Origin of the sequence: Micromonospora coriariae, assembly GCF_900091455.1 — a bacterium.
Lineage (GTDB): Bacteria > Actinomycetota > Actinomycetes > Mycobacteriales > Micromonosporaceae > Micromonospora > Micromonospora coriariae.
Genome location: NZ_LT607412.1, coordinates 2171442 through 2193866 on the forward strand (window position 1 = coordinate 2171442; position 22425 = coordinate 2193866).

At 71.8% G+C, this 22425-nt stretch carries 20 protein-coding genes; 3 read left to right on the plus strand and 17 right to left on the minus strand.

The features are described from left to right. The first annotated feature begins 72 nt into the window (after positions 1-72). Positions 73-330: a hypothetical protein gene (locus GA0070607_RS10125; protein WP_408630876.1), complete on the plus strand. Its 258-nt coding sequence runs from the start codon at positions 73-75 to the stop codon at positions 328-330. A 110-nt stretch (positions 331-440) separates the two neighbouring features. Here GA0070607_RS10125 and GA0070607_RS10130 read toward each other — a convergent pair whose 3' ends face one another. The 10 genes from GA0070607_RS10130 to GA0070607_RS10175 all read right to left on the minus strand — a co-directional run bounded on the left by GA0070607_RS10130 (position 441) and on the right by GA0070607_RS10175 (position 14007). After that, complete coding sequence (locus tag GA0070607_RS10130; protein ID WP_089017976.1) at positions 441-2813, minus strand: glycoside hydrolase family 65 protein; 2373 nt, start codon at positions 2811-2813, stop codon at positions 441-443. Continuing rightward, positions 2810-3604, minus strand: coding sequence for an HAD family hydrolase (locus GA0070607_RS10135; RefSeq protein ID WP_089017977.1), 795 nt, complete (start codon positions 3602-3604; stop codon positions 2810-2812). The genes GA0070607_RS10130 and GA0070607_RS10135 overlap by 4 nt, the downstream gene beginning before the upstream one ends. A 61-nt stretch (positions 3605-3665) precedes the next feature. Continuing rightward, on the minus strand, positions 3666-4130 hold the full coding sequence (locus GA0070607_RS10140) for a DUF4442 domain-containing protein (protein ID WP_089017978.1): 465 nt from the start codon (positions 4128-4130) through the stop codon (positions 3666-3668). Positions 4131-4193: 63 nt separating this feature from the next. Then, the gene (locus GA0070607_RS10145) at positions 4194-5180 is read right to left on the minus strand and encodes a hypothetical protein (RefSeq protein WP_089017979.1); all 987 of its coding nucleotides are present in this window, start codon (positions 5178-5180) and stop codon (positions 4194-4196) included. A 93-nt stretch (positions 5181-5273) separates the two neighbouring features. Next, positions 5274-6623 carry an ABC transporter ATP-binding protein gene (locus tag GA0070607_RS10150; protein ID WP_408630877.1) on the minus strand — a complete coding sequence of 450 codons (1350 nt, stop codon included), beginning with the start codon at positions 6621-6623 and terminating at the stop codon, positions 5274-5276. Between the two features lie 75 nt (positions 6624-6698). Continuing rightward, positions 6699-8909: a bifunctional glycosyltransferase/CDP-glycerol:glycerophosphate glycerophosphotransferase gene (locus GA0070607_RS10155; RefSeq protein WP_089017980.1), complete on the minus strand. Its 2211-nt coding sequence runs from the start codon at positions 8907-8909 to the stop codon at positions 6699-6701. A gap of 15 nt (positions 8910-8924) precedes the next feature. Next, positions 8925-10994 (minus strand): DUF5941 domain-containing protein, encoded by a 2070-nt coding sequence (locus tag GA0070607_RS10160; protein ID WP_172899010.1) that lies wholly within the window; start codon positions 10992-10994, stop codon positions 8925-8927. After that, complete coding sequence (locus GA0070607_RS10165; RefSeq protein WP_089017981.1) at positions 10991-11737, minus strand: ABC transporter ATP-binding protein; 747 nt, start codon at positions 11735-11737, stop codon at positions 10991-10993. Before GA0070607_RS10165 ends, GA0070607_RS10160 begins: the two co-directional genes overlap by 4 nt. Position 11738: 1 nt before the next feature. Further along, on the minus strand, positions 11739-12566 hold the full coding sequence (locus GA0070607_RS10170) for an ABC transporter permease (protein WP_089017982.1): 828 nt from the start codon (positions 12564-12566) through the stop codon (positions 11739-11741). Positions 12567-12636: 70 nt separating this feature from the next. Continuing rightward, on the minus strand, positions 12637-14007 hold the full coding sequence (locus GA0070607_RS10175; protein WP_089017983.1) for an L-serine ammonia-lyase: 1371 nt from the start codon (positions 14005-14007) through the stop codon (positions 12637-12639). A 315-nt stretch (positions 14008-14322) separates the two neighbouring features. Between GA0070607_RS10175 and GA0070607_RS10180 the strand changes: the two genes are divergently transcribed. Next, positions 14323-14532 (plus strand): PspC domain-containing protein, encoded by a 210-nt coding sequence (locus tag GA0070607_RS10180; RefSeq protein ID WP_007454856.1) that lies wholly within the window; start codon positions 14323-14325, stop codon positions 14530-14532. A gap of 271 nt (positions 14533-14803) precedes the next feature. Here the strand turns inward: GA0070607_RS10180 and GA0070607_RS10185 are convergent, their stop codons facing one another. The 7 genes from GA0070607_RS10185 to pdxH form a co-directional block, all read right to left on the minus strand. Then, a complete protein-coding gene (locus GA0070607_RS10185; RefSeq protein ID WP_089017984.1) occupies positions 14804-15619 on the minus strand; it encodes a DUF4230 domain-containing protein in 816 nt (271 codons plus the stop codon). A 99-nt stretch (positions 15620-15718) separates the two neighbouring features. Beyond that, a complete protein-coding gene (locus tag GA0070607_RS10190; RefSeq protein WP_089017985.1) occupies positions 15719-16882 on the minus strand; it encodes an acyl-CoA dehydrogenase family protein in 1164 nt (387 codons plus the stop codon). A gap of 44 nt (positions 16883-16926) precedes the next feature. Further along, entirely contained in the window at positions 16927-17232 is a 306-nt protein-coding gene (locus tag GA0070607_RS10195) for a type II toxin-antitoxin system VapB family antitoxin (protein ID WP_007454850.1), read from the minus strand. Between the two features lie 188 nt (positions 17233-17420). Next, positions 17421-18023 (minus strand): nitroreductase family protein, encoded by a 603-nt coding sequence (locus GA0070607_RS10200; RefSeq protein WP_089017986.1) that lies wholly within the window; start codon positions 18021-18023, stop codon positions 17421-17423. Positions 18024-18047: 24 nt separating this feature from the next. Further along, positions 18048-18977, minus strand: coding sequence for an aldose 1-epimerase family protein (locus tag GA0070607_RS10205; RefSeq protein WP_089017987.1), 930 nt, complete (start codon positions 18975-18977; stop codon positions 18048-18050). 18 nt (positions 18978-18995) lie between these two features. Then, positions 18996-20294: an MFS transporter gene (locus tag GA0070607_RS10210; protein WP_089017988.1), complete on the minus strand. Its 1299-nt coding sequence runs from the start codon at positions 20292-20294 to the stop codon at positions 18996-18998. Then, positions 20291-20920: a pyridoxamine 5'-phosphate oxidase gene (pdxH, locus tag GA0070607_RS10215; RefSeq protein WP_089021764.1), complete on the minus strand. Its 630-nt coding sequence runs from the start codon at positions 20918-20920 to the stop codon at positions 20291-20293. Before pdxH ends, GA0070607_RS10210 begins: the two co-directional genes overlap by 4 nt. A 280-nt stretch (positions 20921-21200) precedes the next feature. Between pdxH and GA0070607_RS10220 the strand changes: the two genes are divergently transcribed. Next, a complete protein-coding gene (locus GA0070607_RS10220; RefSeq protein ID WP_089021765.1) occupies positions 21201-22307 on the plus strand; it encodes a citrate synthase 2 in 1107 nt (368 codons plus the stop codon). Positions 22308-22425 lie beyond the last annotated feature (118 nt).

The following is a 22425-nucleotide window of genomic DNA, read 5'->3' on the forward strand; positions in this document are numbered from 1 at the left end:
GCCGCCGGCTGCCAGCGACCGCACGGGTGCGCGGATACACGGTCAGGGTCGAATGCGTGTGGTGTTTGCCGGGTGGACCGCCGGGTAGCCGAGGGGCGACCGCAGACCGTGTCGGCGCACACCGCGCCCCGACGGATCGCGAGGATCGTCATGGCCCAGCAGCAGACGTCGCGGCAGCAGCAGATGGACGAGCGGAACCGGCGGGAACAGGACGCCGAGCGAAGCCGGGACTGGGGGGACGAGGCCGCGCAGGCGCGAACTCCCGAAGATCCCCGGGCGATGGCGCCCAGGGACGCGTTGGGACGCCCTTCCACCGGCGAGCCCGTCTGACGCACCGGCCGGATCCACCGATCCGACGGCCCCGGGCGGACCCGGCGCTCCATGGTCGGGAGCCCACATGAGAATCGGCGGCTGGGACGGGAGCAATCCCGTCCCAGCCGTCACTCCTCGTGCTCGGGCAACCGCAGCAGCGGTGACCTGCCTGGCGGCTGCTCCGGCTGCGGCCCGGACGGATCGGCCGGCGGCACCGGCACGGTCACCGGCTCGTCGCAGGTGACCCGCAGCACCTGGTCGTGGTGGCGCAGCTCCACCACGTCATCCGGGCCGCCGTGGCGTAGCGAGTACGTCGTCTGGTGCGGCCGGACGTCCACCCGCAACGCCAGCCCGCGCCACTGGAGCGAGAACTCCAGACGGCTGAGTCGGCTGGAGAGCCGGGGCGCGAACGACAGCTGACCGTCGTGGTCCCGCAACCCGCCGAGCCCACCGACCAGGGCGAGCCATGCGCCGGCCAGCGAGGCCATGTGCACGCCGTCCCGAGTGTTCTCGTTGAGATCGTGCAGGTCCATCAGCGCGGCCTCGCGCAGGTAGATGTGCGCCAACTCGGGATGACCCACCTCGGCGGCGAGCACCGCCTGAGTGCAGGCCGACAGTGACGAGTCACGTACTGTGCGGCGCTCGTAGTACAGGAAGTTGCGCACCTTCTGGTCCGGGGTGAAGGCGTCCCCCCGCCAGTGCATGGCCAGGACCAGGTCGGCCTGCTTGACCACCTGCTTGCGGTACAGGTCGAAGTACGGGTAGTGCAGCAGCAGCGGGTACTTCTCCGCCGGCGTGTGCGCGAAGTCCCACTCCTGCAGCCGGGTGAACCCCTCCGTCTGCTGGTGGACCTGGAGCTCTTCGTCGTACGGGATGTGCATCGAGCTGGCCGCGTCCCGCCAGCTCGCCGTCTCCTCGTCGGTGACCCCGAGGCGGAACGCCTCATCCTGGTAGCGCATCACCACGTCGGCGGCGGCGAGCAGGTTCCGCTGCGCCATCAGGTTGGTGTAGATGTTGTCGTTCTTCACCGCGGTGTACTCGTCGGGGCCGGTGACCCCGTCGATGTGGAATTTCCCGTGCCGGTCGTGGTGGCCGATCGAGCGCCACAGCCGGGCGGTCTCCACCAGCAGCTCCAGCCCGATCTCCCGTTCCAGATCGGTGTCCCCGGTGGCCAGTACGTAGCGGCGCAGCGCGTCGGCGATGTCGGCGGCGATGTGGAAGGCCGCCGTTCCCGCCGGCCAGTACCCGGATGATTCCGGACCTTCGATGGTCCGCCAGGGAAAGGCGGCACCCTTGAAGTTGAGGGTCTCGGCCCGTTCCCGGGCCTGGTCCAGGGTGCTGTGGCGCCAGTGCAGCGCGTTGCGCACGGCGCTCGGCTGGGTGTAGGTGAGCACCGGCAGGACGAACATCTCGGTGTCCCAGAATGCGTGCCCGTCGTAGCCGGGGCCGGTCAGCCCCTTCGCCGAGATCGGCCGACGCTCCGCACGGGCACCCGCCTGGAGCACGTGGAAGAGGCCGAAACGGACGGCCTGCTGCACCTCCGGGTCGCCCTCGACCCGCACGTCGGCGGCGTCCCAGAACTCGTCGAGGTAGCCGCGCTGCTCGCGGCAGAGCCCGTCCCAGCCGTCCAGTCGGGCCCCGGCCAACGCCGCGCCGACCTGGTCCCGCAGGGCGGGCAGCGAGCGTCGGCTCGACCAGCCGTACGTCAGGTACTTGACGATCCGTAGTTTCTCGCCGGGCTTGAGCACGCAGGCGACAGTGGTGCGGACCCAGTCCTCGTACCCCTCGGACTCGATGGTGGTGCGGTCCGGGCCGTGCACCTCGTGCTCCATCGCGGCGGCCACCCGCAGGCCGGAGACCTTGGTGCGGTGGATCAGCTGCCCACCGTCCGGGGTGGTCAGCTCCTCCTCGGCCTGCAACGGCGATTCCAGCACCGCCGCGACCCTGGGGTCCCTGCTCTGCGCGGGCAGCGTCTCGTTGGCGACCAGCTCGGACTGCACGATCAGCCGGAGCGGGCCGTCGACGGCTTCCACCTCGTAGCTGATGGCGGCGACCGACCGCTGGGTGAACGACACCAGCCGGGTGCTGCGAACCTTGACCTCGTGGCCGGCCGGCGAGCGCCAGTGCAGCTCCCGGTGCAGGGTGCCGGCACGCATGTCGAGGATGCGCTCGTGGGACAGCAGCTCGCCGTAGCGCACGTCAAGTGGTTCGTCGTCGACCAGCAGCCGGATCAGCTTGCCGTTTGTGACGTTGACGATGGTCTGCCCGGACTCGGGAAAGCCGTAGCCGGCCTCCGCGTACGGCAGTGGACGCAGCTCGTAGAACGAGTTGAGGTAGGTGCCGGGCAGGCCGTGCGGCTCGCCCTCGTCGAGGTTGCCGCGCAGCCCGACGTGCCCGTTGGAGAGCGCGAAGACGGACTCCGACTGGGCCAGCACGTCCATGTCGAGCCGGGTCTCCCGGACGTGCCAGGGCTCGACCGGATAGGCCCTCTCCCGGATCACGCCGGACCCCGCTCCGCCGTCGGGCGGCCTGCTGCGGGCGGGTCGACATCACCCGCGTCCAGCAGGTCGGCGAGGTCGGTGACCACGACGTCGGCGCCGTGCGTGCGCAGCTCGTCGGCCTGACCGACCCGGTCGACGCCGACCACGTAACCGAAGCCGCCGGCCCGGCCGGCGGCCACCCCGGAGAGCGCGTCCTCGAAGACGGCGGCCTGCGACCGGTCGACGCCGAGCAGCCTGGCCCCGGCGAGGAAGGTGTCGGGGTGCGGCTTGCCGCGCAGGCCCTGGGACCGGGCGACCAGCCCGTCGACCCGCACCTCCAGCAACGGTTCCAGCCCGGCGGCGGCGACCACCTCGCGCCCGTTGGCGCTCGCCGTCACCACGGCCCGGCGCAGCCCTGCGGCGGTCGCCGCCCGCAGGTAGCGCACCGAACCCGGGTAGACCTCGACGCCGGAGCTGCGCAGGCGTCGCAGCAGCAGGACGTTCTTGCGGTTGCCGACCCCGTTGACCGTGTCGGCGTCCGGCGGGTCGTTCGGGCTGCCCTCGGGCAGCACGATCCCGCGGGAGGCCAGGAAGGACCGGACGCCGTCGGCGCGGGGTCGGCCGTCGACGTAGCGGTTGTAGTCCGGGCCGGGGTCGAACGGCTGGAACGGCTCACCGGTGGCTGTGGCGCGCTGCCGCAGGAACTCGTCGAACGTCTCCTTCCAGGCGGCGTTGTGCACCTTGGCGGTCTGCGTCAGCACACCGTCCAGGTCGAAGAGACAGGCGGTCACGTGAGCAGGTAGGCCCAGCACGTTACGAATCTAACCATCTGTCCGGGTCGGCAAACCCCGTTTCCGCCGCCACCGGCGGGGCTCAGTTCGGCCGCAGCGTCCAGATCACGGTCATCGCCGAGGTGGGCGTGCCGTCCTCGGTGGCGATCTCGATCTCGACCGGAAATTCGGGCCGCCTGCCGGACTCCAGCTCGTCGATCACCTCCCGAGCCGGCCGACCGAGCCGCGCGGTGGCCAGCACCGGGCCTCGTGCCAGCTTGCGGTACGCGATCTCGGCACGGACGGCCAGCGGCACGGCCCGGTCCAGCAGCTGCCCGAAGGCGGCCAGCACCACCGCGCCGGAGGCCGTCTCACCCAGGGTGAACATGGCCCCGGCGTGCGGCCCGCCGACGTGGTTGTGGGTGGCCGGCGAGTCGGGGAGCCGGACGACCGCCCGCACCCCGCCCTCCGCCTCGGGTGCCACCTCGACAAATTCGAAGCCGAGCGTACGGGCGAACGGCACCGCTTCCAGCATGCCGGCCGCCACCTGGCGGGAGTCGATGGTCATGACCTGACGTTACTAGCCGGTAACCAACCCGGCAACCAGGGATTTCACGGGTCTGGACGGCGCTCAGAGGTTGGCGATGGTGCGCAGGATCTCGGCGTAGAAGTTGCCGTCGATGCTGCGGAAGAAGGCGAAGTCCTGACCCGGGTCGCCGAAGAACGGACGCAGCGTCCAGGCCAACTGGGTGCCGACGAAGCCGAAGAGCAGGATCCAGATGTACAGCAGGGTCATGCTGGCCGGCCGCTGCGTCGGCTCGCCACGGCGGACCGGCGGGTTGACCCACGCGCGCTGCGGCTGCGGGTAGCCGGGCGGCAGCATGCCGGGCGGGAACGAGGCGTCGGCCGGCTGCCCGCCCCCCTGGGTGGGGACCTGCGCCGGGACCTGCGCGGCCGGCGACCCGGCCTCGGGGGCGGCGCCGTTCGGGACCGTACCCGCCGACCCGGCCGCCGTGGCGCCAACCGGCACGGCGACCGGCTCGGCGACCTGGCCAGCCGGCGCGGCGGCCGGCACCGCACCGGCGGGCACTGCGGCCGGCACGGCCTGCGCCGGGGCGAGCAGCCCGTGGTCGTTGAGCACCTGCATCCCACCGGTCAGGAAGCGCAGCCCGACAAGCGCCGACAGGGTCAGGATCGCCACGTTGAGCAGCTTGAAGAAGCCGTAGTCAGGCGCGGTGATCAGGAAGAAGAGGCTGATCGGCGCGAACGCCACGGCGAGCATGGAGGTGACCGTGATCGCCACCATCACCAGTGCCAGCGACTGGCGCACCGAGAGGCGGGCACCGAAGACCAGATTGAACAGGTAGAGCGTGGGCAGGCAGATGGCCAGCGTGACCAGGAACAGCAGCGGCAGCTTCAGCGCGGAGGTCAGCGCCATCAGCGGACTGTGAAAGGCACCCAGGACCGCGCCGTAGCAGGCGAGCGCGATGGCGGAACTGGCCAGCATGCGCCCGGTCAACGCGTTCAGGTCGCGCTCGGAAACGATCTGCTGCCAGATGCCCTGCCGGTCACGGAGGATGCGCTCGATGACGAGCGGGCTGGGACGGTCACCCGACACGGGTGCACCCCTCTCGGTGGTCTTTCACGATGGACTGGGTGCGCAGACCGTAGGACACCGGCGGCGCCTTCGCCACCCCGCTACGGCGTGGTGTCAGCGCCACCCCACGTCGATCCGGCCCCCGCGCTCGTCGAAGAAGTGCAGCGCGTCCATCCGGACCCCCACGGCGAGCGGGTGACCCGCGGCGACCGCCGGGTACGGCGCCAACCGCACCGCCAGCTCCGCGGGGCGGCGATGGTGCCGACCGGGATCGGGCAGGACGCTCGTTTGGGTGCCACCACCGGCGCCGTCCGCCTCCACGGGCTTGCCGGTCAGCCGCTGCATCACGGAGCTGAACCGGCGCAGGCCACGCTGGCCCACCGGCGGATTGTCCAGCGGCGCACCCATCTCGTCGACCACGATCGCGGTGGCTCCGATGTCGAGGAACGCCAACGACTCGTGCCCGTGGTGCTCCAGGTAGCGGATCCGGCCGCGCAGCACGTCGCCGGGGCTGTCCGGGGAGACCGGGGTGAGGGCCTCGGCTCGCATGCCGACCACGATCCGCTCGCCGTGGTAGTGCGCCACGGCCCGGCTGCGGATGTCGTCCCAGGGTAGGTAGAGCGACTGCTCGCCGAGGTTGAGCGTGACGTACCGGTCCAGGTGCACGTAGACCGACGCCTCGAGCAGGTTCATCCGCGGGCTGCCCAGGAAGGCGGCCACGTAGAGAGTCGCCGGCCGCCCGTACACCTGGGTGGGCGTGCCCACGTCCTGGAGCACGCCGCGGCGCATGATCGCCACCCGGTCGGCCATGGTGAGGGCCTCGGCCTGGTCGTGCGTGACGTAGACGGTGGTGACGCCCAGCTCCCGGGTGAGGCCCGAGATCTCCGCACGCAGCTCCGCGCGCAGCCCGCTGTCCAGGTTGGACAGGGGTTCGTCCATCAGGAACAGCCCGGGTCGGCGGACGATGGCCCGGCCCATCGCGACGCGCTGCCGCTGCCCGCCGGAGAGCTGACCCGGCTTGCGGGCGAGCACGTCGCCGATGCCCAGCGCGCTGGCCACGTCGGTGACCCGCTCACCCCGTGGCGTCGGCTCCACCCCGGCCAGGCGCAGCGGAAAGGCGATGTTGTCGCCCACCGTCATGTGTGGATAGAGGGCGAAGTCCTGGAAGACCATGGCGATCTTCCGGTCCCGCGGCGGCAGGTCGTTCGCGAGCTCCCCGTCCAGCAGCACCGCGCCCTGGCTCGGGTCCTCCAGACCGGCGATCATCCGCAGCACTGTGGACTTGCCGCAGCCGGACGGGCCGAGCAACACCATGAACTCGCCGTCGTTCACGTCCAGATTGATGCTGTCGACGGCCAGCGTGCCGTCCTTGAAGACCTTGGTGACATCCTTGAGCGCGACGGTGGTCACCGTCTCCTCCCCCAGCTCGTCGACCGAACCCCAGAAGACTGTGACCAGGATCATTGAATTAGCACATCGGGTGAACGTCTCATGTTCGACTCATGACGCTGCCATTAAGCGACACAAGGGCCGGCGCGATCAGCAGCGCGGGGCCCTCTCGTCCGGCTCACCCAGGAACACCCGGCGTACCACCCGCTCCGCGGCGCGCCCGTCGTCCAGGCCGCAGAACCGGCCCCGGAAGTGCGCGCGGGCCTTGGTCGCCGCGTCCGAACGCACCGCGTCGGTGCGGAACAGGTCGAGCAGGTCGGCGAACGTGGTGGCCACCGCCCCCGGCGGCTCCGCCGTGACGTCGAAGTAGACGCCCCGGGCCAGCCGGTACGCCTCCCAGTCCGGGGCGTAGAGCACGATCGGCCGGTCCAGCACCGCGTAGTCGAACATCGCCGAGGAGTAGTCGCTGACCAGCACGTCGGCCACCAGGTAGAGGTCCTCCACCCGCTGGTGGCCGCTGACGTCGCGGACCCGGTCCCGGTCCACGGCGCGGCGGGGGCTGCGATCCCGGTCGTGGAAGTAGTGGCTGCGCATCAGCAGTCGACAGTTGTCACCCAGCGCCTCCACGAACCGGTCCGGGTCGAACGGTGGCCGGTAGCCGGGCAGGTGCTCGCGGTGCGTCGGGGCGTACAGCACCACCTGCTCGTCGGGGCCGAGGCCGAACTCGGCGCGCAGCCGGCGTGCCTCGTCGGGGCCGGCGTTGACCAGTCGGTCGTTGCGCGGGTAGCCCACCTCCAGAGTGGTGTACGTGGCCGGGTACGCCCGATCCCACATCTGGGTGGAGAAGCTGTTGGCGCTGACGCTGTAGTCCCAGCGGTCCACCCGGCGCAGCAGCCCCGCGAAGTCCATCCGGCCGGCACCGATCGGGTAGCGCTGCTGGTCGAGCCCCATCACCTTGACGGGCGTGCCGTGATGGGTCTGCACGTGCACCTGCTCCGGCCGCTTGCGGACGAAGTCCGGGAAGTTGACGTTGTTGACCAGCCAGCGGGCCCGGGCCAGCGCCCGGTAGTAGGCCGGGGTGCCGGCGACCACGTACTCCGCACCGGCCGGCACGGTGTCCACCCGGTCCCGGCGCACGATCCACACCCCGCGCACACCGGGGGCCAGCCGGCGGGCCACCTCGTAGATCGCCGCCGGGTTGCAGGCGTACCCCCGGTACCAGTACGCGGCGTACACCGCGAGCGTCGGATCCACCGGTCGGCGCAGTTCGGCGCGGTAGTACTCGCGCAGCAGTCCGTCGCGGGTCAGTCGGGCGCCGCGGCGGACGGCCGGCCCGACCCGGCGCCGGGTGGTACGAGCCTGCCGGCGAGCGGTGTCGCGGGCCCGGCTCGCCGCCCGCAACGCGCTGAACGTCCGCCAACGGCCGGTGGCGACCAGCCGGTGCTTGATCCCTTCCACCCCGCTCGGCGCCGGGTACCCGCCGTCCGGCAGCCAGCGCGCGTAGTCGGCGGTGATCTGCGCGAAGAATGCGGGCCGCAGCTCCGGGGCGATCCGCTGGCCGTTGCCGAGCACTGTCAGGTAGTGCCAGATCATCCGCTCGAAGACCGCCGGGCGCAGGGCGTCCACCGCCGGCCCCCAGCCGTCCATGAGGTGGAAGACCCGGTGCCACTGCGGGAACACCTCGAAGTGCCGGTCACCGCGGGTCCGGGTGATCGCGCCGGCCCGACGCTGCCGGTAGTTGACGCAGACCCGATCCAGTACGCCGATCCGCTCCGCCGCCATCAGCACCGGGTAGCTGAACGAGACATCCTCGTACCAGCCGGGCGCGAAGCGCAGCCCCAGGTCGACGAGGAACTCCCGGCGTACCAGCCGGTTCCACGCGGTGTGCAGCAGCCGCATCGCCTCCGGCCGGTCCCGCAGTCGGAAGGTGGCCGCGCCGGGCGACTCCGGGAACACGTCCGCCATCGCGCTGCGCGTGGCGGTGTCGTTCCAGTGCGTCCGGACGTGATCGACCAGCAGCACATCCGGCCGGGTGGCGCGCAACCGCTCAGCGACCTCCGGCAGGCACTCCGGCGCCAGCCAGTCGTCGCCGTCGAGGAACCAGACGTACTCCCCGACGGCCCGGTCCAGCCCGACGTTGCGGGCCGGACCGAGGCCCACGTTCTCCGGCAGCCGGACCGACCGGACCCGCTGGTCGCGGGCGGCGTACTCGTCGATGATCTCGCCGCTGGAATCCGGCGAGCAGTCGTCCACCGCGATCACCTCGAGGTCGGTCTCCGGCTGGCCGAGGATCGAGTCCAGGCACTCGCGCAGGTATCCCTGCACCCGGAAGGCCGGCACCACGAAACTGATCAGGGTCATCCGGCCGTCCCTCCGTCAGCGCGGTGCGCCACCTCCCGCGCCCGCCGGCGCGGCCGACGCCCGCGCGCTACGGGCCGGCCGGACGAACCAGGCCAGGACGACGCTCGCCACGAAAACCACGAGAAGGTATGTACCGAGTGTAGCCATGCCGATACTCACGATTCCGGCAATCGCCGCGAGGGCCAGCAGCACCGAACGTCCCTCCCAGCCCAGCGTCGCCGGGTGCAATGGGGGTGCCTCCTGCCGCTTCTCCAGCCGGGCGGTCAGGTCGTAGTGGTGCACGGTGAGCACGAAGACGTAGCCGAAGATCAGCCACCCCGGCGCGCCGCCGACCACCCCGACCGCTATCGCGAACAGGTACTCGGCGGCCCGCAGCGCGGCGGGCACCAGCCAGTCCAGCGGACCGTTGTGCGCGGCCCCGGCGCCCAGGCCACCGACCAGCAGTACCAGCAACGCCACCGGCACCGCCCAGCGCAGCCCGTCGGTCGCGTCGCCCAGCAGCGCCGCGACCAGCAGCGCCGCCGAACCCAGCGCGGCGATCACCGCCAGGGTGAGCGGCCCCATCGGGCGGACCACCGGCAGTCGGCGGGCCAGCGGGCCGTCGTCGCGGTGCAGCGTGGCATCGACCGTGTCCAGCACCGGCACCCACATCCAGCGGGCCCGCAGCGTACGCAGAGCACCGGTGTACGCGAACGCCAGCACACCCCACACCAGCACCGCGATCAGGCTTACCAGCGGGTTGAACAGCGCCACGGTCAGCGCGATCAGCGCCCACCGCTCGCCGATCGGAAAGACCACTGTCCGCTTCAGCCAGTACGACAGCGAGCCCGTGTCCGCCTGCACCCGGGTCGACGCGGCGTTCAACCGGTCACCGATCCCACCGCTGGCACCCGTCGCCGAGCGGGGCCGACGCGCCGCCTCGTCGTGCAGCACCCCGTACCAGGTGTCGGTCATGTGCCGGACGGTCTGCAACGTCATCGCGGCGATCGCCAGCGCCCAGCCGTTGCCCAGCCCGGCGTGGCTCACCCCGAAGCCCAGCCCGGCGTAGACCAGGTACTCCTTGGCCCGGTCGGCCATCGTGTCCAGCCAGCCACCCCAGGCGCTGAAGTGCCGGGTGTACCGGGCCAACTGGCCGTCCACGCAGTCCAGCACGAAGCCCAGGTAGAGCAGCACCGCCCCGCTGACCAGCGCGGGCCGCCCGCCGATCCCGAACAGCACAGCGGCGGCCAGCGCGAAGAGCACCGAGATCACCGTCACCCCGGTCGGGGTGAGCCGGAGCCGGGCCGCCACCCGCACCACGTACGGCGACCAGGTGCTGACGAAGTAGGTCGAGAAGAAGTCGTCCTTCTCCTTCACCGCCAGCCGCAGCTCAGCCCGGTCCTCGTCGACGGCGGTCACCGCCGCCTCGGCGGCGGCCAGCCCAGCGGCGTCGTCGACCCGGTGCGCGACGAGCAGACGTACCCGCTGGGCGAAGATCAGGGTGCCGAGCGCGGCGAGACCCGCGACGAGCCGGTCCACGGCGGACCCGGGGCCGCCGGCCGGAACCGGAGCGAGACGCCCGGCCGGCCCGACGCCCTCGGTGGGCCGGAACACGGAGACATCCCCGGGCGGGCCGAGGGGGGTGGCGACCGGCAGCATGCCGATCGCGGCGGCCCGGGCGGCGGCGGCCACTGTCGGCAGGTCACCCACGCCGACCCGCAGCGCACCGCCGAAGACGCCGGTGGCGTCGCCGTCCAGGGCGTCCACCGCGCCGGCGTCGACCACCTGGCCACGTTCCTCGCGCACGGCGGTCCGCCCGGGCACCGCCGGGTCGGTCAGCACCAGTGCCACCGTCGGCCCCACCGGGCTGGTGGCCAGGTGTCTCAGCACGGCGGTGTGCGCGACCAGGTCGGTGCCGGTGATCAGCAGCGGGCCGGTGGCGTGGTCGGCCAGCGCGGCCAGTTCGTCCAACCCGGCGGCGAAACGCACCTCGTCCGCGCCGGCCCGCCGCAGCTGGGCGGCGAGCCGGTCGGCCAGCGGCTCGCCGGTCGCGGTGGTCAGGCCCGCCGCGGACGTCCCGGCGGCGAGCACTATCGCGAGCGTCACCGCGGGACCGCGGCGTGGTACGCGTCGAGCGCCTCGGCGATTGTGCCGTCGAGCATCAACCGGCCCGCGTCGAGGTACAACCCCCGACGGCAGAACCGGGTCAGGTCCTTTTCGTTGTGTGACACCAACACCAGCGTGCGCCCCTCCCCGAGCAGACGATCAATCGTCGCGTAACACTTCTTGCGGAACTCCGCGTCCCCGACCGCGGTCACCTCGTCCATCAGCAGAACCGGGTGCGGCAGGTGCGAGATGATCGCGAAGCCGAGCCGCACCTTCATCCCCGACGAGTAGTGCCGCACCGACGTGTCGATGGCCCGTTCCACCTGCTCACCGGCGAACTCGACGATCTCGTCGAAGTGCCGCTTCAGATAGCCCGTCGACAGCCCGTGCAGGCCACCGACCAGGTGCAGGTTCTCCCGCCCGGTCAGGTCGTTGGAGAAACCGGCGGAGAGCTCCAGCAGTGGTGCCACCGCGCCGTTCACCCGGATGCTGCCCTCGTCCGGAATGAGCACTCCGGCGATCAACCGCAGCAGTGTGCTCTTGCCTGTGCCGTTGCGGCCGATCACCCCGACCGTCTCACCCGGCTCGACGGTGAACGACACGTCGCGCAGCGGCCAGAACTGGCCGGGCAGGGCACCTCGACCACCCCGGTGGATGAACAACTCCCGCAGCCGCAGTTGCCGGCGGCGGTTGCGGACGAACCGGATACCCAGGCCGTCAGCCTCGATGATCGGCGCGGCCATGTCAGAGTTCCTTCAGCACTGCGGGTTCCAACCGGCGGAACGACCACCAGCCGGCGGCCAGCACCAGCAGGCTGCCGACGACCGTGGTGGCGAGCAGCCGAGCGTCCGGGAACTCGTCCGGGTACCAGATCGCGTGGTGCAGCTGGAAGATCCCCACCAGCGGGTTCAGCTCGTACGCCACCTTCAGCCAGCCCGGCAGGCCGGATTCCCGCACCAGACTCAGCGGGTAGATGATCGGGGTGGCGTAGAAGAGCACCCGGATGATCAGCCGCATGAACCGCTCCACGTCACGCATCAGCACGTTCCACGCGGACAGCAGCAGGGCCAGCCCGACCAGCAGGACGGCCTGGACGGCCACCGCGAGCGGCAGGGAGAGCAGCGACCAGCCGGGATGGATCCGGCCGTGCGCCGCGTAGATCACCGCGATGGCGATCAGGATCGGCAGACCGGCCGCGTACTCGGCGAACCGGCCGGTGACCCGGCCGATCGGGAAGACCTGGCGCGGCACGTTCATCGTGGTGATCAGCCGGGACTGACCGGTCAGCGCGTTGGTGGCCTCGCTCAGCGCCGAACTGGTCCACATCCAGGCGAAGATCCCCGTGATCAGGAACAGCGGATACGATCCGGCCGCCTCGCCGAGGTGCCGCCCGGTGTCCCGCGAGTAGAGCACGCCGAAGACGAACCAGTAGATGGCGCCCATGCCGAGCGGCTCGATCAACGACCAGAGGTAGCCCAGCACCGACTGCTGGTACTTGACCGCCAGGTCCCGTCTGACCAGGATGCGCAGCGAGTTGCGGTGCGACCACAACGCCGCGACGCCAGAGGTCACCGCTGCCTCCCGCCTCCTGAAACGGACGACAGGTTAGCAGTCGGTGAACGAATGCCCCGAGTCGACCAGATCAGCACTCGATCACGTTGACGGCCAGGCCGCCCCGCGCCGTCTCCTTGTACTTGACCTTCATGTCGGCGCCCGTCTCCCGCATCGTCTTGATGACCTTGTCCAGCGACACCGCGTGCACACCGTCGCCGCGCAGCGCCAGCCGGGCGGCCGTGATCGCCTTGATGCTAGCCACCGCGTTCCGCTCGATGCACGGGATCTGCACCAGGCCACCCACCGGGTCGCAGGTCAACCCGAGGTTGTGCTCCATTCCGATCTCGGCGGCGTTCTCCACCTGCTGCGGGGTGCCGCCGAGCGCCTCGGCGAGACCCGCCGCGGCCATCGAGCACGCCGAGCCCACCTCGCCCTGACAGCCGACCTCCGCGCCGGAGATCGAGGCGTTCTCCTTGAACAGCACGCCGATCGCGCCGGCCGCCAGCAGGAACCGCACCACGCCGTCGTCGGACGCACCCGGCACGAACCGGGTGTAGTAGTGCAGCACCGCCGGGATGATCCCCGCCGCGCCGTTTGTCGGCGCGGTGACCACCCGGCCGCCGGCCGCGTTCTCCTCGTTCACCGCCAGGGCGAACAGCGTCACCCAGTCCATCGCGCGCAGCGGGTCCGTGGTCGCCGTGTCCGCCTCCAGGCTGCGCCGCAGCTCCGCCGCGCGCCGCCGGACCTTCAACCCACCAGGGAGTACGCCGTCCCGCTCGCAGCCACGCTCCACGCACTCCCGCATCACCCGCCAGATCTCCAGCAGGCCGGCCCGGATCTCCGCCTCGCTGCGCCAGGAACGCTCGTTGGCCAGCATCACCTCGCTGATCGAGAGGCCGGTGGAGGTGGTCACCTCCAGCAGCTGCGCCCCGGTCAGGAACGGGTACCGCACCCGGGTGCTGTCCGGCTTGATCCGATCCGCGCCGGCCGCCGCCTCGTCCACCACGAAGCCGCCACCGACCGAGTAGTAGGTGCGGCTGCGCACCTCGGCGCCGGACCCGTCGTACGCCGCGAAGGTCATCCCGTTCGGGTGGTACGGCAGCGACCGGCGGCGGTGCAGCGTCAGGTCCCGGTCCGGGTCGAAGTCGATCTCGTGCGCGTCCAGCAGGCTGATCCGCCGCTCCGCCCGGATCCGCTCGACCCGGGGGCCGACGGTGTCCGTGTCGACCGTCTCCGGTGCCTCGCCGGCCAGCCCGAGCAGCACCGCCCGGTCGCTGCCGTGGCCGTGCCCGGTGGCGCCCAGCGAGCCGAACAGTTCGGCCTGCACCCGCGCGGTGTCGGTGAGCAGCCCGTCGGCCTTGAGCCCGGCCACGAAGGTGCGGGCGGCCCGCATCGGCCCCACCGTGTGGGAACTGGACGGCCCGATGCCGACGCTGAAGAGGTCGAAAACACTGATCATGGCTGCGCTGCGCTTCCTCGCCGTCGTCCCGTGGTGCGGGATCCGGCCCGGTCGTGGCCACCGGTCAGGCGGCCCCGCTCGTGGCCGCCCGGTCGGGTGGCCGCCGGCCACCCGGGGTGTGGGTGCCCAACCAGCGAGCCTACCCGCCCAGTTCAGGGACGCGGTGCGGCACCGGAGGCGTCGGGCGGAGCCGCACGGGTAAGTACCTACGGGTCCACGGGTTGCGGATCGTCCTCGGGACCGAGGGCGAGCTGGCCGTCCCTTTCTACCGTGGATTGCAGACGCGGCGTACCGCCGCAGAGTGGGAGTACGACGATGAGTCGCAAACTGGTTCGGCCCCGCCAGGGGCGCATGCTCGCCGGTGTCTGCGCCGGCCTCGGTCAGCGGTTCGGCATGTCCGCCGGGATGGTCCGGCTGCTGTTCCTGCTGTCGCTGCTGCTGCCCGGCACCCAGGTGATCGTCTACCTGATCCTCTGGATCCTCATGCCGAACGAGGACCGCTACCTCGCCTCCACCGGGCACTGACCCGCACCCCGCATCCCACCCACCGCCGACGCCCCCCGGGCCCGAGGCCCCCGCCGAGGCAGCAACTTCAGGGAAGTTGCTGCCTCACGACCGCCGGAGACACCAACATCCCTGAAGTTGCGCGGATCTTGCGCCGGGGCGCGCGGCGTGAGGCGCGACGCGGCATGAGGCCCTGCGAGCACGGGGACGCGGCGGCGCGGAGAGTCCAGTAACGGAAGCGCCCGCCCTGACGGTCGTCGGGGCGGGCGCTTCGACGTGCGGGGTGCGGCGGTCAGGGAGCGGTGTACGTGACCGTGACCTGCTGGTAGCCGAGGGAGCGCAGCAGCCCCTCCAGCATCTTGCGGGTGTTCTCCTCGGCCCGGGCGGAGAGCCCGCTGTCCCGGGCGGCGGCGGTGATCCGTTCCTCGGCGAGCTGGTAGACCTGCTGCTGCCGGTTGGGGTCGTTGCCGACCAGGTCACCGAGCCGGTTGAGCAGACCGCGCTGCTCGGAGAACACGTAGCTCTTTTCCAGGTCGAGGTTGGTCTCGCCGAGCTGCGGCGCGGGCAGCTTGATCTCGACCGAGGTCCCGTCGGCGGACTCGACGACAGCACCCTCACCGATCTTGCCGAAGTCGACGTACGCCTCGACGCTGCCCGCCCCGACGAACAGGGTGCGTTCGTTGAGCAGGAAATCCGGAACGTTGCGCCGGTCGTTCTGGGTGTCGACCACGACCTGGAAGTTGCCCTCGGCGGCCACGTAGCGGCTGAGGTCCTGGATCGACTTCAGCAGCGGCGGCTGGCTGCGGTCGGTCTGCTCCTTGGCGAACGGGTTGCGGAACTCCGGCAGAATGCCGGTCGCCTGCACGCCGAGCAGCACCACCACGGCCAGCGCGGCGGCCCCGAGCAGCACGAGCAGGCCGCGGACCGGCCCACCGGAGCCGCCGCTCGTCGGCCCACCGGAGCCGCCGAGGTCACCGGAGTCACCCGGGCCGCTCGGGCCGCCCGGCACGGGCTCCGTCGGGGTGTCCGACCGTTGCCGGAGATCGTCGCCCGTGGGGTATCCGGGGAACTCCCTCGTAGGCTCGTTGATGCCAGCGTCGCGGGCCATCACGCTCACCGTCCTCGTCAGACACGTCGTCTGTCATTGACGGTACGGCCCCCGTACGACACCCGCGCGTCGAGCGCCCGGAAAGAGCGAACGGGCAGGTCAGGCGAAGGCCGAGACCCCGGTGAGCCGCTGTCCGACGACCAACTGGTGGATCTCCGAGGTGCCCTCGTACGTCAGCACGCTCTCCAGGTTGTTCGCGTGCCGCATCACCGGGTACTCGCCGGAGACGCCGTTGGCGCCGAGGATGGTGCGACACTGCCGGGCGATGGCCAGGGCCTCCCGCACGTTGTTCAGCTTGCCCACGCTGACCTGTTCGGGCCGCAGCCGGCCGGCGTCGGCGAGCCGGCCCAGGTGCAGCGCGAGCAGTTGCCCCTTCACCAGCTCGACGGCCATGTCGGCGAGCTTCGCCTGGGTGAGCTGGAAACCGGCCAACGGGCGACCGAACTGGGTGCGCGTGGTGGCGTACGCCAACGCCGTCTCCAGGCAGTCCCGGGCAGCGCCGACCGAGCCCCACACGATGCCGTACCGGGCTTCGGTGAGGCAGCTCAGCGGGGCCTTGAGCCCGACCGCCTCGGGCAGTTGGGCGTCCGCCGGGAGCCGGACGTCGTCCAGCACGATCTCGCCGGTCACCGACGCCCGCAGCGACATCTTGCGGCGGATCTCGCGGGCCGCGACACCGGGCGTGTCCATCGGTACGGCGAAACCTCGCACGCCGGCGTCGGTGCGCGCCCAGATCACCGCGACGTCGGCGATCGGCGCGTTGGTGATCCACATCTTGCCGCCGGTGAGCACCCAGTCGTCGCCGTCGCGGCGGGCCCGGGTGGTCATCGACGCCGGGTCGGAGCCGTGGTCCGGCTCGGTCAGGCCGAAGCAGCCGATCGCCTCACCGGTCGCCATCGACGGCAGCCAGCGCTGCTTCTGCTCCTCGCTGCCGTAGCGCCAGATGGCGTACATGGCCAGGGAGCCCTGCACGGAGACCAGGGAGCGGACGCCGGAGTCGCCGGCCTCCAGCTCCTGGCAGGCCAACCCGTACGCGACCGCGGAGGCGCCGGCGCAGCCGTACCCGGTCAGGTGCATGCCGAGCAGCCCGAGCTTGCCGAACTCCCGGGCCAGCTCACGGGCCGGCACCCGGCCCTCCTCGTACCAGTCGGCGACGTGCGGGCGCACCCGGTCGTCGATGAGCTGGCGTACGACGTCGCGGATCTGCCGCTCCTCGGCGGTGAGCGACGGGTCCAGGTCGAGCAGGTCCAGTGGAGCGGTCATGGACGCCACCTTAACGAAGACTCAGGCCGATGGGTGCGGACGCGTCATTCGATCGGCTCGGAGAGCACCAGCACCCGGGCGTGGATCTGGTTGCGCTGCTGCAGGGCGGCGCGCAGGGCCCGGTGCAGCCCGTCCTCCAGGTAGAGCCCGCCGTTCCACTGCACCACGTGCGGAAAGAGGTCGCCGTAGAAGGTGGAGTCCTCGGCGAGGAGCTTGTCGAGCGCCAGCTCACGCTTGGTGGTGATCAACTGATCCAGGCGCAGGGGTCGCGGCGGGATCTCCGCCCACTGCTTGAGCGTCAGGTTGTGCTCCGGATAGGGACGCCCGTCCCGGACCGCTCTGAAGATCACGACGGCACGCTCCCCTCCCCGTGGCCGAGCCGACCGGCGGCGCCGAGCCGGGTCGCGGCGGGCACCGCGCGGCGCGGCACCGATGACGCGTGCCAGCCTAGCCGCCCAGCGCACCCCACGTTCTGCTCCCTGATGTCAGTTTCGCTACCGCTCGTCCGATCCTCAACCGGACGAACGGGACGCCGCACTCAACTCCACCGACCGCGCCGTACCACCTCGTCCACCGGACGACGACCTCGGCGCAGCGACGGTGACCTATGGTCGGGTGCGCGGTAACCGATTGTGATGGCTCCGACGGGTCGATGGTCCGCCGGCACGCCGAACGCGTCCCGGTAGGCGACCAGCCGCTGCGGCGGGATGCCGAAGAAACACGCACCCAGCCCCTCGTCCACCGCGGTGAGCAACATCAGCAGCGCGGCGAACCCGGCGTCCACGTACCAGTAGGGCACCGGCCAGCGGTCAGTGGACAGGTCCGTCCAGCCCTTGTCCGGCTCCGCGTACCGCTGGAGGTAGGCCGACTCGTTGGCGTGCGGCACCACGATCAGCGGTGCCCGGCGCATCCCGGCCAGCCAACGCTCGCGCCCGCCGCCGTCCGGGGTGGTGGCGGCCCAGAACCGCTCCCGGTCGGCCGCCTCCTCCAGCACCAGGAAGCCCCAGCCCTGCGCGAACCCGGCCGACGGGGCGCGTACGGCGTGGTCGAGCAGCCGGTCCACCACGTCGGGCGGGACCGGGCGGTCCGGGTCGTAGTTGCGCACCATGCGTCGACGCCTGACGACCTCGGCGAACTCCATCCCGCACCTCCCCGCCGGCCCGGCTCAAGCCCCGGGGCGGATGCCCCAGGCGCCCCGCCAGGTCGCGCCGGGCTTGAGCGTGAGTAGGTCCTTGCCCGAGCGGAACGCGTCCGGCGGGCAGGTCATCGGCTCGATAGCCACCGAACGACGGTGCCGTTCGCCGGTGAGCGCGTCCCCGGTGAACACCTGCCACCAGCCGAACTCCTGGTCCGCCCAGATGCGCACGCCGGACGAGCCGTCCGGCGCGGCAAGGCTGACCGACGAGCCGCCGTCGGCGTCGGCGATCACCTGGCCGAAGCAGAGGTCCAGCTGGGCACGGCCGATCCGGCGGGGGCTGGTCCAGTCGTACTCGGTACCCGCCACCGGGGTGGCGCCGACCGGCAGCAGACGCCCGTCCACCAGCAGCCGGGTACGCGTCGGCAGCCGCATGACCAGGTCGTCCACCGCGACGCCCGGCAGTTGCAGGTACGGGTGCACGGAGAAGCCGAACGGCGCCACCGCACCGCCGGTGTTTGTCACCTCGTGCTCGGCGCGCAGCCCGGCCGGGCCGACGCTCCACCGGCTGCGCAGCCGCAGCGGCCACGGGTAACCGGGCTGCGGCGGCAGGTCGTAGCCGACCGTCACCGCGTCCGCCGACTGCTCCAACAGCTGCCACGGCACCCAGTTGACCAGCCCGTGGATGGCCACGTGCCGCTGCGGCTCGGTCAGCGGGAGCTGGTGCGTCCGGTCCCCGAAGGAGTAGCGGCCGTCGCGGATCCGGTTCGGCCAGGGCGCCAGCACCTGCCCGGCGCAGCCGGGGCAGACCTCGTCGGTCTGGTACCCGTCGACCAGGTCGACCCCGTCGTGCCGGTACGTGCGCAGCCCGCCGCCCACCTCCACGATGACGGCCTCGTGGCCGGCGGCGGAGATGGTCCACTGGGCGCCGGAGAAGGGGCGCTGGTCGGGGCTGTCCATGCCGGCGACCCTAACCGGTCACGTCCGGTCGCCGCTCGACGCCGCCGCCCGGTACCGCAGCAGCGCCGGGAAGGCTGCCGCCAGCACGACCACGAGCACCGCCGAGGCCAACCCGCCGGCCACCCAGGCCACCCCACCGCCGAACCCGGCGGCCATCGTGCCGGCCCGCAGGTCGCCCAGTCGCGGGCCGCCGGCCACCACCACCGTGTTCACCCCCTGCAACCGGCCGCGCATCCGATCCGGTGCGTAGATCAGCAGCATCGACTGGCGCAGCACCGAGCTGACCAGGTCGGCGGCGCCGGCCACGGCCAGCAGGGCGATCATCAGCCAGAGCTGACGGGCCAGGCCGGCCGCCGCGATCGCCACCCCCCAGCCGACCACGGCCAGCACCAGACCTAGCCCCTGCCGGCGAAGCCGGCCGATCCAGCCGGAGGTGAGCCCGCCGATCATCGAGCCGATCGCGATGGCGCTGTAGAGCCAGCCGACCGCGGCGGGATTGCCGAACCGCTCGGTGGCGATCTCCGGGAAGAGCGCGCGGGGCATGGCCAGGATCATCGCGATCAGGTCCACCCCGAACGAGAGCAACAGCACCGGCGTGGTGGCCAGGTACCGGAACCCGTCGATGACGCTGCTCAGGCCGGCCCGACGCGGACCGTTCTCGGCCGCCGGGTCCGGTTCGGGTGGCATCGCCGGCAACCGCCACGTCGCCCAGAACGAGGCGCCGAAGAGCACCGCGTCCACCGCGTACGCGATCGGCAGTCCCACATCGGTCCGCCAGATGGCGAAGATCAGCCCGGCGGCGAGCGGTCCGAAGACCGAGGTGGCCGTGAAGGTGGTGAAGTTCAACGTGCTCGCGGCCGGTACCAGCTCGTCCGGGACCAACCGGGGCAGGATCGCGCTCCGGGTCGGCGAGGTGATCGCGAAGGCGGTCGACTGCAACGCCACGAGCAGCAGTAGGAGCAGCGGGCTGCCCAGCCCGAGCAGAGCGTGCGCCAGCAGCGCCACCGTCGATGCCCAGAGCAGCACCCCGCCGCCGAGCAGCACCCGGCGCCGGTCCCGGGCGTCGGCGACCGCACCGCCCCACAGGCCGAACACCAGCAGCGGCAGGAAACCCGCAACACCGAGCAGGCCTACCCAGAACGATCCCTTGGTCAGCCCGAACATCTCCACCGGCACGGCCACCGCTGTGAACTGGAAGCCGAACATCGCCACGCTGTTGCCGAACCACACCCGCCGGTACGCCGGCACGCGAAGCGGACGCAGATCGATCGCCCAGCGGCGCGCACCACGCGGCCGGGCCTCCTGCACACCGGTCACGGTGCCAACCGCTCGACGGTCCAGACGCCCTCGTCGAGCAGGCGGAAACGCAACCGGTCATGCAACCGACCGGCCCGGCCCTGCCAGAACTCCACAGTGTCGGGCCGGACCCGCAGCCCACCCCAGTGCGGCGGGGTCGGGATCACCGGCTCGCCGTCGAACCGCTCGGCAGCCGCCCGGTAGCTCTCCTCCAGCGCCGCCCGATCCGGCACCACCTGGGACTGGGGGCTGGCCCAGGCGCCCAGCTGGGAGCCGCGCGGGCGGCTGGCGAAGTACGCCTCGGCCACCGCACTGTCGACCGGGGCGACGCGGCCGGTGACCACCACCTGACGCTGCATCGGGAACCACGGGAAGACCAGGCTGGCGTACGGGTTCGCCGACGCCTCGACACCCTTGCGCGACAGGTGGTTGGTGAAGAAGACGAAGCCGTCCGGGTCGTACCCCTTCAGCAGGACGGTCCGCCCGCTCGGCCGGCCGGTGGCGTCGGCGGTGCCCACCACCATCGCGTTGGGTTCGGGTAGCCCGAAGGCCACCGCGTCGGCGAACCAGCTGTCGAACTGGGTGTGCCAGTCGGCGGCCAGGTCAGCCTCGGTCAGGCCCAGGTCCGCGGCGTACTCGTTACGCATCGCGGCCGGGGCGGGTGTGTCGCCCGTCACGTTCCCACTCCTTCTCGGCGGCCCCGCCAGCGCCCTCCCGCGCTGGCCAGCACGCACCGCCCAGTCTCACCGAGCGGCGCGGGAAATGCGCGTGCGGGGATGTCGTGTGCAGCACAGTGGCAGCGGGTCGCGTATCCAGTTACTCAGCAGGCAAGATGTTCCGAACACATCCCTGAGGGTCGCCTGAGGCGCTCGGCCGACCGGGCCGAATGAGCTGACCGGGCGCACCGACCAGATGCAGGAGAGCGACATGGCCGATTTCAAACCCGGGCTGGAGGGCGTAGTCGCCTTCGAGACCGAGATCGCCGAACCAGACCGTGAGGGTGGCGCGCTGCGCTATCGCGGGGTCGACATCGAGGATCTGATCGGCCAGGTCTCGTTCGGCAACGTGTGGGCGCTGCTGGTCGACGGCCGGTTCGGGCCGGGCCTGCCGCCGGCGGAGCCGTTCCCGGTGCCGGTGCACTCCGGCGACATCCGCGTCGACGTGCAGTCCGCGGTCGCCATGCTGGCCCCGTACTGGGGGCTGAGCCAGCTGCTGGACATCTCCGACGAGCAGGCCCGCGAGGACCTCGCCCGGGTCTCGGTGACCGCGCTCTCCTTCGTCGCCCAGTCCGCCCGGGGCCTCGGCCTGCCGGCGGTGCCGCAGAAGGAGATCGACAAGGCGCAGACCATCGTCGAGCGGTTCATGAAGCGCTGGCGGGGCGAGCCCGACCCGCGGCACGTCAAGGCCGTCGACGCGTACTTCATCTCGGCCGCCGAGCACGGCCTGAACGCCTCCACCTTCACCGCCCGCATCGTCGCCTCCACCGGGGCGGACGCGGCGGCCTGCATCTCCTCCGGCATCGGCGCCCTCTCCGGCCCGCTGCACGGCGGCGCCCCGTCCCGGGTGCTCAGCATGCTGGAGGCGGTGGAGCGCAGCGGGGACGCCGAGGGCTACGTCAAGGGCGTGCTGGACCGCGGCGAGCGGCTGATGGGCTTCGGCCACCGGGTCTACCGCGCGGAGGACCCCCGCGCCCGAGTGCTCCGGCGTACCGCCAAGGAGTTGGGCGCCCCGCGCTTCGAGATCGCCGAGGCACTGGAGAAGGCGGCGCTGGCCGAGCTGCAGGCCCGCCGCCCGGACCGGGTGCTGGCGACCAACGTCGAGTTCTGGTCGGCCGTGGTGCTGGACTTCGCCGAGGTGCCGGCGCACATGTTCACCTCGATGTTCACCTGCGCCCGGATGGGCGGCTGGAGCGCGCACATCCTGGAGCAGAAGCGCCTGCAGCGGCTGGTCCGCCCGTCTGCCCGCTACATCGGCCCGGCCAGCCGCAAGCCCAGCGACGTCGAAGGCTGGAGCGCCATCCCCCACGGCGTCTGATCGGTAAGGAAGGGCCCCTTCTTAACGCCTCGCGTATAGGAAGGGGCCCTTCCTAACCGCAGCCGGGTGAGCGGCGCCGGATGTGGCGAAGGACTCAGGCCGGCCCTCGGGACCCCGA